Origin of the sequence: Pseudarthrobacter cellobiosi (assembly GCF_023913815.1) — a bacterium.
Taxonomy (GTDB): domain Bacteria; phylum Actinomycetota; class Actinomycetes; order Actinomycetales; family Micrococcaceae; genus Arthrobacter; species Arthrobacter cellobiosi.
Window position 1 is genome coordinate 298,019 of sequence record NZ_JAMXBK010000027.1, and the last position, 14,562, is coordinate 312,580.

Annotated in this window: 17 protein-coding genes and 1 riboswitch; all 17 genes read right to left on the bottom strand. The window is 65.5% G+C overall.

Features of this window, described 5'->3' with window-relative positions; all coding sequences use genetic code 11:
* Positions 1-38: 38 nt before the first annotated feature.
* The 17 genes from hisG to NG701_RS16980 all read right to left on the bottom strand — a co-directional run bounded on the left by hisG (position 39) and on the right by NG701_RS16980 (position 14,532).
* Positions 39-899, bottom strand: a complete 861-nt coding sequence (gene hisG / locus NG701_RS16900; protein WP_058929289.1) for an ATP phosphoribosyltransferase — start codon at positions 897-899, stop codon at positions 39-41.
* A 93-nt stretch (positions 900-992) separates the two neighbouring features.
* Complete coding sequence (locus tag NG701_RS16905) at positions 993-1,256, bottom strand: phosphoribosyl-ATP diphosphatase (RefSeq protein ID WP_056345618.1); 264 nt, start codon at positions 1,254-1,256, stop codon at positions 993-995.
* Between the two features lie 99 nt (positions 1,257-1,355).
* A complete protein-coding gene (gene ribH, locus NG701_RS16910) occupies positions 1,356-1,841 on the bottom strand; it encodes a 6,7-dimethyl-8-ribityllumazine synthase (RefSeq protein WP_252568984.1) in 486 nt (161 codons plus the stop codon).
* Between the two features lie 17 nt (positions 1,842-1,858).
* The gene (gene ribA, locus NG701_RS16915; RefSeq protein ID WP_252568986.1) at positions 1,859-2,590 is read right to left on the bottom strand and encodes a GTP cyclohydrolase II; all 732 of its coding nucleotides are present in this window, start codon (positions 2,588-2,590) and stop codon (positions 1,859-1,861) included.
* A 10-nt stretch (positions 2,591-2,600) separates the two neighbouring features.
* Positions 2,601-3,317, bottom strand: coding sequence for a 3,4-dihydroxy-2-butanone-4-phosphate synthase (gene ribB, locus NG701_RS16920; RefSeq protein WP_252568988.1), 717 nt, complete (start codon positions 3,315-3,317; stop codon positions 2,601-2,603).
* Complete coding sequence (locus NG701_RS16925; protein WP_252568990.1) at positions 3,314-3,949, bottom strand: riboflavin synthase; 636 nt, start codon at positions 3,947-3,949, stop codon at positions 3,314-3,316. Before NG701_RS16925 ends, ribB begins: the two co-directional genes overlap by 4 nt.
* Positions 3,949-5,067, bottom strand: coding sequence for a bifunctional diaminohydroxyphosphoribosylaminopyrimidine deaminase/5-amino-6-(5-phosphoribosylamino)uracil reductase RibD (ribD, locus tag NG701_RS16930; protein ID WP_252568993.1), 1,119 nt, complete (start codon positions 5,065-5,067; stop codon positions 3,949-3,951). Before ribD ends, NG701_RS16925 begins: the two co-directional genes overlap by 1 nt.
* A 174-nt stretch (positions 5,068-5,241) precedes the next feature.
* A riboswitch (FMN riboswitch) is annotated at positions 5,242-5,394 on the bottom strand.
* Between the two features lie 40 nt (positions 5,395-5,434).
* Complete coding sequence (gene rpe, locus NG701_RS16935) at positions 5,435-6,115, bottom strand: ribulose-phosphate 3-epimerase (RefSeq protein ID WP_252569466.1); 681 nt, start codon at positions 6,113-6,115, stop codon at positions 5,435-5,437.
* 18 nt (positions 6,116-6,133) lie between these two features.
* Complete coding sequence (locus NG701_RS16940) at positions 6,134-7,723, bottom strand: RsmB/NOP family class I SAM-dependent RNA methyltransferase (protein ID WP_252568996.1); 1,590 nt, start codon at positions 7,721-7,723, stop codon at positions 6,134-6,136.
* On the bottom strand, positions 7,720-8,640 hold the full coding sequence (fmt, locus tag NG701_RS16945; protein ID WP_252568999.1) for a methionyl-tRNA formyltransferase: 921 nt from the start codon (positions 8,638-8,640) through the stop codon (positions 7,720-7,722). Before fmt ends, NG701_RS16940 begins: the two co-directional genes overlap by 4 nt.
* Complete coding sequence (gene def, locus NG701_RS16950; protein WP_252569002.1) at positions 8,637-9,245, bottom strand: peptide deformylase; 609 nt, start codon at positions 9,243-9,245, stop codon at positions 8,637-8,639. The genes fmt and def overlap by 4 nt, the downstream gene beginning before the upstream one ends.
* Before the next feature lie 106 nt (positions 9,246-9,351).
* On the bottom strand, positions 9,352-10,212 hold the full coding sequence (locus NG701_RS16955) for a cytochrome (RefSeq protein ID WP_252569005.1): 861 nt from the start codon (positions 10,210-10,212) through the stop codon (positions 9,352-9,354).
* Positions 10,213-10,428: 216 nt separating this feature from the next.
* Positions 10,429-11,661: a tyrosine-type recombinase/integrase gene (locus NG701_RS16960; RefSeq protein ID WP_252569007.1), complete on the bottom strand. Its 1,233-nt coding sequence runs from the start codon at positions 11,659-11,661 to the stop codon at positions 10,429-10,431.
* Positions 11,662-11,687: 26 nt separating this feature from the next.
* On the bottom strand, positions 11,688-12,032 hold the full coding sequence (locus NG701_RS16965; RefSeq protein ID WP_252569009.1) for an ImmA/IrrE family metallo-endopeptidase: 345 nt from the start codon (positions 12,030-12,032) through the stop codon (positions 11,688-11,690).
* 112 nt (positions 12,033-12,144) lie between these two features.
* Positions 12,145-13,026, bottom strand: coding sequence for a DUF3037 domain-containing protein (locus NG701_RS16970; protein WP_252569011.1), 882 nt, complete (start codon positions 13,024-13,026; stop codon positions 12,145-12,147).
* Positions 13,027-13,029: 3 nt separating this feature from the next.
* A complete protein-coding gene (locus tag NG701_RS16975; RefSeq protein ID WP_252569013.1) occupies positions 13,030-13,854 on the bottom strand; it encodes a HipA family kinase in 825 nt (274 codons plus the stop codon).
* 12 nt (positions 13,855-13,866) lie between these two features.
* Entirely contained in the window at positions 13,867-14,532 is a 666-nt protein-coding gene (locus NG701_RS16980; protein WP_252569015.1) for a hypothetical protein, read from the bottom strand.
* Positions 14,533-14,562 lie beyond the last annotated feature (30 nt).

Below are 14,562 nucleotides of genomic sequence, written 5' to 3' on the forward strand. Positions count from 1 at the left end.
GGTGGGTTCTGCGGCGCGGCGTGAACCGGGCCGGACGCTCAGATACGGCAGGCGTGGATGCTGCTGACCAGGATGGCGCGGGCGCCGAGGTCGTAGAGCTCATCCATGATCCGGTTGGTTTCCTTCTTCGGAACCATGGACCGGACGGCCACCCAGTCGGAGTCGCGCAGCGGTGAGACGGTGGGTGATTCCAGGCCGGGAGTCAGTGCGGCGGCCTGTTCCACGAGTTCCTTGCGGATGTCGTAATCCATCAGCACGTATTGGCGTGCCACAAGGACGCCCTGCAGGCGGCGGATCAGGACTTCAATCTCCTTGGCGGTGCCGTTCGCCGCTCCGCCATCGCCGGTGCGGCGGATCAGGACAGCTTCTGACTTGAGGATCGGCTCGCCGAAGATTTCCATCCCGGCAGCCTTGAGGGTGTTACCCGTTTCCACGACGTCGGCGATGGCATCCGCTACGCCCAGGCGCACGGAAGACTCCACGGCGCCGTCGAGCCGGACCACCTTGGCGTTGATGCCCCGCTCGGCGAGGTAGCCGCGGAGCAGGCCGTCGTAGCTCGTGGCGAGGCGTTTGCCTTCCAGCTCTTCTGCGGCGGCGAAATCGCCCACCGGTCCGGCGAAGCGGAACGTGGATGCAGCGAAGCCCAGGGGCAGCAGTTCCTCGGCCTCCACCTCGGCGTCCAGCAGCAGGTCGCGGCCGGTGATGCCGACGTCGAGGGTTCCGCGTCCGACATACACTGCGATGTCGCGCGGGCGGAGGAAGAAGAACTCGATGTCGTTGTCCGGGTCCATCATGACCAGCTCGCGGGTGTCGCGGCGCTGGCGGTAGCCAGCTTCGGACAGCATGGCGGAGGCGGCTTCGGACAGGGAGCCCTTGTTTGGTACGGCTACTCGCAGCATGGGGGTCTTTCTTGGTTGGGAGGTCTATGGATCAGGCATACGGGCCACGCAGGGCACGGGCAGGCAATTGTTGACCGCCGGGTGCCGCAGTGGCTACAGATGCTTGTAGACGTCTTCCAGGGTCAGGCCTTTAGCGAGCATCAGAACCTGCAGGTGGTAGAGCAGCTGGGAGATTTCCTCGGCCGTGGCCTCATCGGATTCGTACTCAGCGGCCATCCAGACTTCGGCTGCTTCCTCCACGACTTTCTTGCCAATGCCGTGGACTCCGGACTCCAATTCAGCGACGGTGCGGGAGCCTGCCGGGCGGGTGGCTGCCTTCTCACTCAGTTCAGCGAACAGCGTCTCGAAATTCTTCACGCCCTACAGCCTACTTGCTGCCGGCCCGGGGGCGCCTTTCGGGCCGCTGCATGACGGGCGCGATGTGAGCGAACACACACCCCGCCCGTCCACCGGCTGCTACTTGTACTGCTTGAGGAGCACTGCGGTGGCCAAGGCTGCCGTCACTGCTTCGTGGCCCTTGTCCTCGCTGGAGCCCGGCAGGCCCGCACGGTCCAGTCCCTGCTGCTCCGTATCGCAGGTCAGCACGCCGAAGCCCACCGGCACGCCGGTGGAGACACTGACGTCGGTCAGTCCCGACGTCGCTGCCTGGCAGACGTATTCAAAGTGCGGCGTACCGCCACGGATCACGACGCCGAGGGCTACCAATGCGTCAAAGTGCGGTGCCAGCCGCGCGGCAGCGACGGGAAGCTCGAAGGCACCGGGAACGCGCAGTACGGTGGGTTCGCTGATGCCTGCATCTTTGGCGGCGCGCAGGGCACCGTCCAGGAGTCCGTCCATGATCTGGGTGTGCCAGCTGGCTGCCACAATGGCCAACCGCAGCTGCGACGTTTCCGCCGGGTTGAGGGTGGTGAGGTCAATATCTGGTGCGCCGTGTCCGCTCATGCGTGAATCTGATCCGTTCAGTTTTGTTCGTGGTCGAAATCGTCGGCGGGGCCGCTCGGCACCGTGACAACGTGGGTGTCCAGCGTCAGCCGGTGCTCCATGCGGTCCTTTTTGGTCTGCAGGTAGCGGATGTTCTGGTCGCGGGACGGCACCTCGGTGGGCACCATTTCCACTACCTTCACGCCGGCTTTGGCGAGCCTGTTCTTTTTGTCCGGGTTGTTGCTCAGGAGCCGAACCTCGTGGAGGCCCATCTCAGCCAGGATCTGGGCGGCCGCCTTGTAGCAGCGGGCGTCCACCGGCAGTCCCAGCTGTTCGTTGGCCTCCACAGTGTCAAAGCCCGCTTCCTGGAGGGCGTAGGCCTTGATCTTGTTGGCCAGGCCGATCCCCCGGCCTTCCTGCCCGCGCAGGTACAGCAGCGTGCCGCCGAACTCATTGATCAGCTCCAGGGCATAGGCCAGCTGTTCGCCGCAGTCACAACGGTAGGAGCCGAAGACGTCGCCGGTCAGGCACTCGGAATGCAGTCTGACCAGCGGAGCAACGCCCTCCTTGGGCGGGTTGGGTGAGCTCACCGCCAGGTGCTCGGCGCCCGTGACCAGGTCTGTCCACGCTTGCGTAATGAAATCGCCAAATGCCGTGGGCAGCTGAACAATCGGACCGCCGCTCACGGGATGGTGGGCCCGGCCATTGCCGGCTGCCCCCCGATGGTGGCCGTTCTGGTGGCTGTCGTCCGATACTCCGGAAGCCGTCATCATTACTCCTCTACTCCGCCCGGGCGTCCGGCCCGGTGTCACTGTCGGCGGGAGCCCCGGCTCCTGCTTCAAGGTAAGCCACCAGATCCTCAATCGAGATCAGGGGGCATCCGTGTTCAGCGGCGAACCCCCGCAGCCCGTCGAGCCGCATCATTTCGCCGTCGTCGTACACAACCTCGGCGATCACGCCCACTGGTTCCAGTCCGGCGAGCCGGCAGAGGTCCACGGCCGCTTCGGTGTGGCCGGGGCGTTCACGCACTCCTCCGTTAACTGCCCGGAGCGGGAAAATATGCCCGGGCCGGGTCACGGCCGCCGGTCCGGCGCCGGGGTCTGCAAGGACGCGGGCCGTAAGGGCCCGGTCCGTGGCGGAGATTCCGGTGCTGACACCCACGGCCGCGTCGCAGGAAACGGTGTACGCCGTACCCTTTGCGTCCTGGTTCACGGCCACCATGGGCGGCAGGGCCAGGGCGTCGGCGCGTTCCCCGGTCAGGGGGACGCAGATGACGCCGGAGCTGTAGCGGATGGTCCATCCCATGAGGGCAGGGGTGGCATACTGTGCGGCGAAGATGATGTCGCCTTCGTTTTCGCGGTCCTCGTTGTCCACCACCAGCACGGGCCGGCCGGCGGCCATGGCGCGGATGGCATCTTCCACGGGGTCAAGTCCGAAGGCTGCATTAGGTCCCGGGGCTGCGGACGCGGCCGGCTCCAGCCGAACGGTGGCGTTCATCGTTCGCCCCCGGTGGTTGCGCCGGTGCTGAATGCCAGCAGCCGTTCGGTGTATTTGGCGAGCACGTCGACTTCAAGGTTGACCCTGCTGCCGGTTTCCTTGGCCCCCAGGCCGGTCTCGGCCAAGGTGGTGGGGATCAGCCCCACTTCGAACCACGGCTCCGGCTCCGCGGCGGGGCTGACCGCCGTGACCGTGAGCGAGACGCCGTCGATCGCGATGGAGCCCTTCTCCGCGATGTAGCGGGCGAGGTTGGCCGGCACACCGAACCGGAGGCGTTCCCAGTTGCCGAGCGCCTCGCGCTCCAGCAGCTGCCCGACGCCGTCGACGTGGCCCTGGACGACGTGGCCGTCCAGCCGGCCGCCGGCGGGGACGCAACGCTCAAGGTTCACCGAGTCACCGGCGGCAAGTTCGCCGATGGTACTGCGGACGAGGGTTTCGCCCATCACATCAACGCTGAACTCTTTGCCCTCGATTGCGGTGGCCGTCAGGCAGACTCCGTTGACGGCGATGGACCCGCCCAGTCCGAGCCCTTCGGTGGTGCCGGGCGCGCGGAGGCGGAGCGTTGCGCTGGCATCGCCGTCCCGCTCCACGGACAGGACCTGTCCCTGCTCGGCAATAATTCCGGTAAACATCAGTAGCCTCCCGTGGCTGGTTCCGCGGCGTTGCGGGATAGTTGTGGTTCAAGAGCTTCGGTTGGTTCTGGACGGAGGTGCAGCCTCAGGTCCCGGCCCAGGGTCAGGACGGCGCCGCCGTCGGAGGGGTCCCAGTCCCAGTGCCGGGCGTCCGCGAGGGTGGTGATTCCCAGTCCGTTGAGGGCGGGAGTGCCGGAGCCCAGCAGGGTGGGGGCAACGTAGACAATGAGTTCGTCCACAAGCCCGGCGGCCAGGAATGAACTGAGGATGCGTGAGCCGCCTTCCACCATGACGTGGCGGACTCCCTCCGCGTAAAGGAGCGAGAGCGCCTCCCGCGGATCCCGCGTGGGCAGGTGGAGCACGTTGCCGTCGTCACCGCGGACGGCGGCGTCGGCCGGGATGTCCCGCACGCCCATCACGGCGCGCAGCGGTTGCTTGCCGGATGTGGCTCCGGACGCGTCGCGGGCTGTCAGCCGGGGGTTGTCCACCAGCACGGTCTGGGTGCCCACGAGGATGGCGTCGATCCGCCGCCTCAGTCCGTGGTTGTCAGCGAGCGACTCCGGGGAGGAGATCCACTGGCTCGTTCCGTCCTCGGCGGCGATCCGGCTGTCCAGGGTCTGGGCGATGTGCAGCGTCACGAACGGGCGCTGTGCGGCCACTCCCAGGAACCACTGACGGTTCAACTCGAACGACTCGCCGGCGGCGAGCCCGCTGCGGACCTGCACCCCGGCGTTCCGGAGGGTGGCTGCGCCGCCCGCCGCAGGGTCATGCGGATCGTCGACGGCGTAGACCACGTCCGTGATTCCGGCACGAATGATCGCCTGGGTGCAGGGCCCCGTGCGGCCGCTGTGGTCACAGGGTTCCAGTGTGATCACCATCGTGCAGCCGGTCAGGTCCAGCCCGGCGGCCTCAGCTTGGGTGATCGCGTCCGCTTCGGCGTGGGGTGTGCCGGCGCCGCGGTGGTACCCGGTCACCAGCTGGCGGCCGTCCGCATCGATCACGACGGCGCCCACCAGCGGATTCGCTCCGCGCGGGCCCTGCAGGGCTGCTTTCAGCGCTGCGTTCATGGCGGCGGTTTCGGCGGCACTGAACGCCGTGACGTTTTCGATCCGGGTCATGCGGCGGCCACCGGTCCGGTGGCTTCGGTTCCCGGAGCATGGGAAATCCTGGCTTCAAAGAGCCATCGCAAGGGGTTCATGTGTGTTGTCGTTCCTTCCCTCTAGAACCGCGATGGCTCCGGGGGTATACGACAGCAGAAGGCCGCAGCGCCATAAGGCGCCACAGATACAGCTGTACGTGCTTCTCTCATCCAGACTTTAACTGTCGGTACCGGAATTTCACCAGTTCAACCGTCCGCCGGTTCCTTCCCTGAAGGGAAAGCGCCGGCTCGCGGGTCGCGGACTATCACCGCCGGTTCGGACTTACACCGACCCCGGAGCACGTATTGTGTGTTGCTATTGTGCCATAACCACAAGGTGGCCCAGACTATTCCGCGGACGCAGCACGTAACTTTATGCTGCCGGCTTCGCGGAGCCGTCCGATGGCTGCAGCCGGGTCTTCCGCGCCGTAAACAGCCGAACCCGCCACAAAGACGTTCGCACCTGCTTCGGCCGCCCGCAGAATGGTTTCCTCGGTAATGCCACCGTCCACCTGGATGGCGACATTGATTCCGGAGCCGTCAATGGCTGCCCGGGCCTTGCGGATCTTGGGCAGGGTGAAGTCCAGAAACGCCTGGCCGCCGAAGCCCGGCTCCACGGTCATGATCAGGAGCATGTCCAGTTCCTCGAGCATGTCCAAGTAGGGTTCCACAGCTGTGGCTGGGCGCAGCGCCATGCCGGCCCTGGAGCCCCGGGCCCTCAGCTCGCGGGCCAGTTTGACCGGTGCAATGGAGGCCTCGGCGTGGAAGGTCACGGATGCCAGCCCTGCGTCGGCGAACCCCGGTGCCCAGCGGTCGGCGTCGGAGATCATCAGGTGGGCGTCCAGCGGGACGGGGCTGACCGCCTGGATCCGCTGGACCACGGGCAGCCCGATGGTGAGGTTGGGGACAAAGTGGTTGTCCATCACGTCCACGTGCACGGCGTCAGCGTTACTGATGCGCTGCAGTTCGGCTTCGAGGTTGACGAAGTCGGCGGACAGGATGCTGGGGTTGATGCAGCACTGCGGCATGGGGGAACCTTTCACGGGTCAGGCTTTCTTCCGGATGAGGGCCAGGAACATGGCATCGGTGCTGTGGATGTGCGGCCAGAGTTGCGCCGTGGAATCGTGGCCTGCGCCCAGGTTCCCGGTCAGGCTCACACTGTCCAGCACCGCGCCGGCGTCCAGCAGCTCCAGGTCATCCCGCTTCCGGAGGGCATCACTGACCACTGCTGTAGTTTCGGCCGGGTGGGGTGAACAGGTGACGTAGGCAACCACTCCGCCGGGGCGGACGGCATCCAGCGCCGATTTCAGCAGGGCACGCTGCAGCGGCCCCAGGTCAGCGAGGTCCTTGGGCGTGCGGCGCCAGCGAGACTCCGGCCTGCGGCGCAGCGCACCAAGCCCGCTGCAGGGGACATCCACCAGGACACGGTCAAAGGATTCCGGCTGCTCAGTGCCCACGTCGCGGCCATCGCCTGTCCGGACGCGCCAGACGTCCCTGGGCACAGCTGACAGGGCCTGGCTGACGAGTTTGGCACGGTGCGGGGCAGGTTCATTGGCGAGCAGCGTGGCACCCTGGGCGTTGGCCAGCGCGCCCAGCAGGGCGGCCTTGCCGCCGGGGCCGGCGCACAGGTCCAGCCAGGTTTCGTGCGGCCGCTCTGCTCCGGGACTTCCGGTGGGATCCAGCGCCACTGCCGCCATTGCGCGGGCCACCAGCTGGGAGCCGACATCCTGGACGCGCGTGCTGCCTTCCCGGATGGAGGCGAGGCGGCCCAGGTCTCCGCCGCTGGAGAGCGCCGAGCCTTCAACTAGTTCACCGGGGGTTGCCCCGCCTTCCAGGGCTTCATCCAGGCTGCCCAGGCCGGGCAGAGCAACGAGGTTGACCACCGGAGCCTCGTTATCGGCTTCCAGCAGGTCATTGATTTCGGCGGCTGACCGCCCGTGGGCCACCAAGGACTGGCGCATCGCCCGGACTATCCATTCGGGGTGGGCGTACCGGAGGGACGCGATGGTGGTTTCGTCGCTTTCACCGGCGACCAGGACTTCAAGCCACTCCTCCAGCGTGTGTGCAGTGACCTTCCGCAGCACCGCATTGATCAGGGCGGAGGGTCCGGCACCGATGACGGCGCGGGCCAGGCCAACGGTCTGATCCAGGGCCGCGTGGGCCGGGACACGCATGGCCAGCAGCTGATGGGTGCCGATCCGCAGGGCGTCGAGAATGGCCGGGTCAAGCTGGTCCAGCGGCCGGTCAACGCAGCGGGCCAGGATGGCATCGTAGGTGCCCTGGCCACGCAAGGCACCGTAGCTGAGCTCGGTGGCGAACCCGGCGTCGCGCTTGTCCAGGCCGTGATGGCGGATGCGGGACGGGAGCACCAGGTTGGCATAGGCGTCCTCGGCGGCTACCGCGCGCAGGACTTCAAAAGCCACCAGCCTCGCCGGGTCCGCCCGGCGGGTCCGCTGCGCCGGAGCGTTTTCGGTGAAGCTTCGCTGGGAGGGGCGGTTGCGTTCGCGGCCCTGGGCGTTGCGTTGGCTGGAATCCCGCGGCCCGCCCTTGCCCCGTCCGCTGTTGCCCCGTCCGCCGCCTGCGGCGCCACTTCCGCTGCCGCCCCTGCCGCCTGCATTACCGCCGGATTCGCTCATTCGAAGACCACGCTTTCCAGTGTTGCCATGCCACGCGCCCAGTCGGCGGCGGCCATCATCTTTTTGCCCGAAGGCTGGATCCTCGTCAGCTCCACAGCGTGGGATCCGGTGCCCACCAGGAGGCTCTTGCCGTCGAGGAATACTGCGCCGGGCTGCAGGTCAGTGTTGTCCGGCCGGAGCCGGACGGGTTCGAGTTTGACGCGCTGTCCGTCCAGGGTGGTCCAGGCACCGGGCTCGGGAGTTACGCCGCGGGCCCGCCTGCCGATCGCCAGGGCAGGCTGCTTCCAGTCGAGCCGGCCATCATCGATGGTCAGCTTGGGGGCCAGTGAAACATCGCCGACCTGCGGCTGCGCAGCGGCCCTCCCAGCTTCGACGGCGGACAGTGTCTGGGCAAGGAGCACTGCCCCGCTGTGGGATAGCCGCTCCAGCAGCGCTCCGGCGGTGTCCTCCGGGGCAACGCCCTCGGTCAGCGTTCCGAAGACCGGGCCGGTGTCCAAACCTTCTTCCAGCAGGAAGGTGACTGCCCCGGTGACGTCGTCGCCGGCCATCACGGCGCGCTGCACCGGGGCAGCGCCACGCCATGCGGGAAGCAGGGAAAAGTGCAGGTTGATCCAACCATGCGGGGGAACATCCAGCGCGGCGCGGGGAATCAGTCCGCCGTAGGCCACGATGGCGGCCACGTCCGGCTTGGCCGCGGCGATTTTCGCCGTCACGGCTTCGTCCACGCGGGTGGCGTGGATGACGTCGATTTCCAGCTCGGCGGCGCGGGCGGCAACGGGCGACGGCGTCAGCACGCGTTTGCGCCCTATCGGCGCGTCGGGACGGGTCAGGACCGCAACGATCTCAAAGCCGGCCGCGATCAGGGCATCAAGGGACGGGACGGCCACGGCGGGGGTGCCGGCAAAAAGTACCCTCATGTGGTGGCGCCGCCGCCGAAGCTGGCGCCCCCGGTGCTTGTTCCCCCAAAGCTCGCGCCCCCGAAACTGGACCCGACCGTCTTGGCGCGCTTCGTCGTCGTGCGTTCCGTGATGGCGTCATAGTTGGCATTGCGGATGGAGCGCAGCGCCGTCTTCCGGTCTTCACCTTCCAGCCTGTCGGTGTAGAGGATGCCGTCCAGGTGGTCCGTCTCGTGCTGGAAACAACGGGCCAGCATGCCTTCCCCCTCCACCGCGACAGGATTCCCGTTCAGGTCAACGCCGGTGGCGCGTGTGGCGCGGAAGCGGCGGACCGGGAACGCCAGGCCAGGAATGGACAGGCAACCCTCAACCTGGTCCGCCTGGAAGTCCTCGCTGTTTTCCAGGACCGGATTGATGATGTGGCCCTCCACGCCGTCGATCCGGTAGGTGAAGACCCGCTGGCTGACGCCAATCTGGGGGGCTGCGAGGCCGGCGCCGTCCACGTCCTCCATGGTTTCCGTCATGTCCGCAACCAGCTTGGCGAGCTCAGGACCGAATTCCGACACGGGATCGGCCACTGTGCGGAGCACAGGATCACCAATGATGCGGATATTCAGAATGGCCATGTGCTGTCTTTCCTCACGGTGGGCGTTAATGGCGAACCTATCCAGTTTAGGTGCAGGGGCGCCGGTCCCGGGACTGGGCAGGCGTGCTCCGGACAGGCACGCTCCGCTAGGCGCTGCGGACCTGCGCGGACGCGGGCGGAGCCACCGGAAGAAGCGCAGACCCGGCGGCGAGCGTATCGGCGGACAGTTCCCAGACCCGGCGCAGGGCGCAGAACTTCCACCAGTGATGCTTCAGGACGTCCGGGTTGGCGCGGACCGGACGGACTTCGGTCTCGCCGATGGCCACAGCCAGCAGTAGCGGGTTCTCACCGTACTTCCAGGGCTCCCATTCCCCAGCCACGGCATCCACGAGGCTCTCCTCGGCCTTCATGCCAGCCACCAGTTGCATAACCACCTTGTCGTCCAGCGGCTTGACGGTGCCGTCCCGCGTGGTGCCCTTGGTCTTGTAATCAATGACGCAGATCCGGCCGTTGATTTTGGCCACGAGGTCAAGCGTCCCGGCGTACCCCACTGACTTGTTCCAGACGGTAATTTCCGGTGCGATGGGCTCTACGCCGTAGAGGTCCCACCACTCATCGAACCGCAGGGCAAAGCCTTCCTCGCCGTTGGCCGCCAACGCCTCGCGGGTTTCCTTCATGGCGTGGGGCCGGCCCAGGGCGCGGAGCGCAACCTGCTCGCAGTAATTATGGACGCGGTCGCCGCGTTTGGCGGCCTCGTCGCGATACAGTTCTGCTGCTTTTGAGGCCCGGTTGACGGCCTGCCGGATTTTCGCCGGGCTGCCCAGGCAATCAGCCAGCAGCGGATCCTTCGCCAGGCTGCTGGCGCCCATGTAACCGAACCAGCCGTCCAGGCCGTGCGGCTGCTGGCCGATGACGGTGGTGATTGACGGAACGGAGAACTGTTCGGTGGTGGACCGCGCATACATGCGGCCGTATTCCGTGGCGTGGGCAAGGAGTGGATCAGTCATACAAAGACTCTTTCACAAGGGGCTGACAGAATGGCGGGCACAAAAAAGGTCCGTTTCCGCTCGGCTGAGCGGAAACGGACCAGATTCCTCGGTGGGCGATACTGGGTTCGAACCAGTGACCTCTTCGGTGTGAATATTTATCCGGCCTCGGAGTCGATTGTAGGCCGACGCAGTCTTTGGCCCTACTTCCCTACTCCCGTAAGGGATGCAGGGACCCTATGCAGGAACGGCCCGGATGCTCTGGGAGTCCCCCGGAGTATCGGTTTGCCCCACGTTTGCCCCACGGAACGGGTCCCCCAGGGCAGTGAGTACCGAGTCCTTGGGGGTGTCCGCGAGGTGCGCGTACCGCTGGGTAACCACCGAGGAAGCGTGACCAAGAAGACGCGCAACTTCCTCGATCGACACCCCGTTCTGCACCAGCCAGGACGCGTAGGTGTGGCGAAGGTCATGGGGCCTGGCGTGCCCGATCTTCGCCCGGCCCAGCGCCGGCGCCCAGACCCGCTTCCGCCAGTTATTCACGTCCGTCATCTCGCCGGCCCCGTGCAGCACCAGGTTGGACCGGCACCGCCCTGCAGCGTGCACATGCCCGCAGTCTGCAGCCGGCAGGATCGGCAGCCGGTCCAGAATCTCCCCCACCCAACCCGGCACGGGAACGTCACGCGCCTTCTTGCCCTTCGGGTAGGCCTTGATCTGGCCCGCTTTCGGATCCCACGTCTCCACGACGCGCAGCCAGCCGCGCTCGCGGTCCATCCGGTGCCGGTGCAGTCCCATGGCTTCGCCCCACCGCAGTCCGCAGCCGGCCATCAGTGCTATCGCGGCGACGTCGAACGCGTCCCAGAATTCCTCCGTCAGCAAGGCGAACTCAGCGTGCGTCAGGAAGCGCTCGCCGGCCGGTGGCCGAGATGGGAGCTTCAGCCGGAACACCGGGTTGGCCGGGAGCACCTCGGCGTCCACAGCGGCGTTCAGCGAGGCGGAGAACAGCCCGGCGATCCGCTGCACTGACGACGCGGCCAGGTAGTGGCGCTGGATCTTCGCGGCGGGATCTGCTGCCAGGGCCTTTTTCCGCTTGGCTTCTTCCGCTGCGGAGATCCGGCGCTCGGTCTTGGACAGTTCGGTGATCCAGGCACGGCCCCGGTGGCGAGTGATCTCTGCCAGTGGCACCGTCCGCCACTTGGGCATCAGGTAGGACTCCAGCAGGTACGTTTCGCTGGCCATCGTGGTGGGCTCGACCTTCCTGGTCTCCCACCACTCAGTGGCCCATTCGCCCCAGGGGCGATCCGCGGCGTCGGGATCCTGCCACCCACGGGACCGGGACTCCTGCTCCGCGGCCGACGCAGCATTCAGCGCTCGCCGTTTGTGGTCGAACGTGCCGGCGGATCGGCGTTTGCCGTTCGGGTCCCGGTACAGCGCACGGTACTTTCCGGAGGGTAGAACTTCGGTCCAGGCCATCGCCGGTCCTTTCAAAGTGATGGGATTTAGTGGCACTGGGCTTCGGTGGCCACGAGCAGTGCCAGCTCGTCAGGGGTGAGTACCCGGACCCGGTCATACAGGACGTCAGGGGTCACCCACAGTTCTTCGGCCAGCTCGGCGGGACAGTTGCTCCACCGGAGCGCGGCCGCAAGGCCTTCAATGGGGATCAGCCGGCGCGCTGTTTCCAGGCACACCTCAAGCTCCACCGACGGCAACTGGCAGCCGATGTGTTTACGTTCGATGTGGATCAGCTCGTGGGTGAGCGTGCAGCGCCGCTCCACCTGATCCAGGCGCTTGTCCATCCAGATAATGTCCACGCCGTTGGTGCGCCCGGGCACAAGATCGGGCATCACCACCCAGGACAGCCGGATGTGAGCAAGTTTTCTGAGAATCCCCCAAGGATGAAACACCCGGCCGACACTAAAGGTAGGCCCAGACATTTAATCCTGGGGGCCACAAGAACTAGGCGACTAGCGCAAGCCCGTCTCTAACAAGCTCGTTCGCTTGGCTGGATGAGTAAGTCTTGAGCCCGTCGACCTGGCTCCAGATTTCAGTTGCAGCCTGCAGATTCTCTGCTCGGGCAGCCGTGCTCGGCTCCTCGTAAATGACTCTGAATTGGACATGATCCGGGACGAGAAGCGACTGGCCGGCCGCCGTGGTGAGGATGCCGCCTTTTTCCTGGATTTTGGCCATGAGGTATGCCCAGGCTTCTATCTCGGTTTGAACTTTCTCTGCGTCAGCGAGATTGAACGACCAGGCTTTGGTGATCTGTTCTACACGGTTGTCCGTTAGGGCAATATCGGCTGTCCGCGCAGACTTTCCGACGTGCACTACCGGCCGGCGTTCAACAAATGTTGAGGAGCTGTCGCTCAGTTGCCGAAGGAAGGACTCTTCGATGACTTTGGATATGCGAGATCGGAACTGAGTCCGGGTAGTGCTGGCCGGGTCTGCCACCAGGTGATCGAAAAGCATGTCCAGGCCGTCTTCGGCCGAGTCGGAGATTACTGTCCGGGCAGGAGCGATTTGCACAGCGTTGTTTAGGCGCCCCTGAAGGCGATGAAGTGTTCCCTCGGACATGACATCCTGGCCCTGTGTGTCAGGTGTCCAGAGACCGGATGCTGCGACGGTGGGCTGGGGTGTGCTGCGGCGGCACATGCTTCGGAGTTCGCTAAGCCAATAGCGGGCAATTGTTGGATCGCCGCCAAGCCTGTTTGCACGTCGCAGGGAACTCACCTCACGAAAGGCCCAGTCTTCGCCGTCCCTGCCGACCAGCAGCCCGATATTGACAAATTCGCCGCGAATAACATTGGGCACGTAACGGATTGTCCAGTAGTTGTAATTCACGGTTCACCTCTCATGTTTCGCTGCGGAAAGACTTAGTGCTTTCATCCGATCGCCGATGTGCCGGCGGCGGGAATGAATCCACCATGCCATCGACTCTAGGTCATAGTCAGGGATGCCCCATGATACGGGTACGGTGGCGACTGACGCCACGAGATCTTCAACACTCAGAGTTGCAATCTCGTTGGCCAGTCTCAGGAAAGTGGCGGAGTCCATGTGCTTGAGGTCCCCCAGCCAGGGCGACCATATATGCACCGTTCGCTCCAGCTCATCGCCGCCCCAATCCCCCATCTCGCCGCCGGACACCCAGAAACCGTGGTCAAAAGACCAAACCTGATTGTCGGCCTCTCGGGAGTACAGCCACTGGGGGTCGTCGCCCGCGAAAAGCTCCCACAGTGCGATGAACTTAGGTTGCCGAACATTGTTGCCGTCGTCGCGCGTATGGGTTAGCTCGTCCTTCTCGATGCAGTCTTCGAGATGTTCCGATCCGTGGGCGGCACCCGACGCGACCCCGTAGCCCCGAAGCATCGGGTCATTCGCTACAGCCTCAGGGATCGTTACCAGGACTGCCGGCCGGATGGGAGCGTCGAGAAGTTGCCCAACCGCAGCGACAACGCGCTCGACCATCAGCGACTGAACGCCATGGTCGTTGTTGCGGTGCTTCACCCAGTAGGACTGCCCGTCGCTGCCAAGACCAAGGAATGGCTTGCAACCCGACGAGTGGGCCACGTCGAAGACGGCCAGGATGGCTACTTCCGGCTCGGGCCTGTCATACCCACCCAACAATCCGCGCCAGTTCTCGCGCTTGGAATAATCCGTGCTGTCCCCCAAAGCTTGGCGCCCCTATTCTGTTTCGTCTTGCGATTCTTCGCCGCGCTCGCGGCCTGCCTGGTGTTCGCGCCGGCCGGATGAGTCCGTTGCGGGGTGTGCGGCCAGATCTAGGTAGTCATCCGGGAGCGGGATGTTGTTGTCCTCGTCGGCCCGGCGTCGGGCTTTGTGCTCCTGGAGAGTTTTGCCGGCGGCGCGTTTCGCTGCGAGTGACGCTGTGTCGTCTGGCTGTTCGGTCTTCTGTCCAGCGCTAATGTAACCGGAGTCTTTGAGGAGCTGCCGGCGTTCTTCGCGCAGGGCTTGTAGCTCGGCTTGACGTTCTTCATCTGCGTCCTTGTCCAGATCCACGAGGACCCGCAGCATGTCGAGTGCAGCCTTGCGCGCTTTCAGCGAAAGGTTATCGACACCGGGCGGGAGTTCCTCGGCAAACGGTGGACCGGGGACGGGTTGTCCCGCGGCAGTGAAGGCAACCTCGTCGCTGACGCCGGCCAGCCAGGCGATTGCCCGGATGGTCTCGTCGCTCGGAACGGACTTATATGTTCCACTGCGAACTTGATTCAAGGTCGTGTGGGTAACACGGAAGCCCTGCTTCTGCGCGAGGAAGCTGAGCTGCCGGACGGACGTTTGGTGACGTTCGACGGCGGTCTCTACCAATGCGCTGAGGCTTGGGGATGCGTTCACGGCGGTAACTCTTCCCGGCGTCGTCTCGCT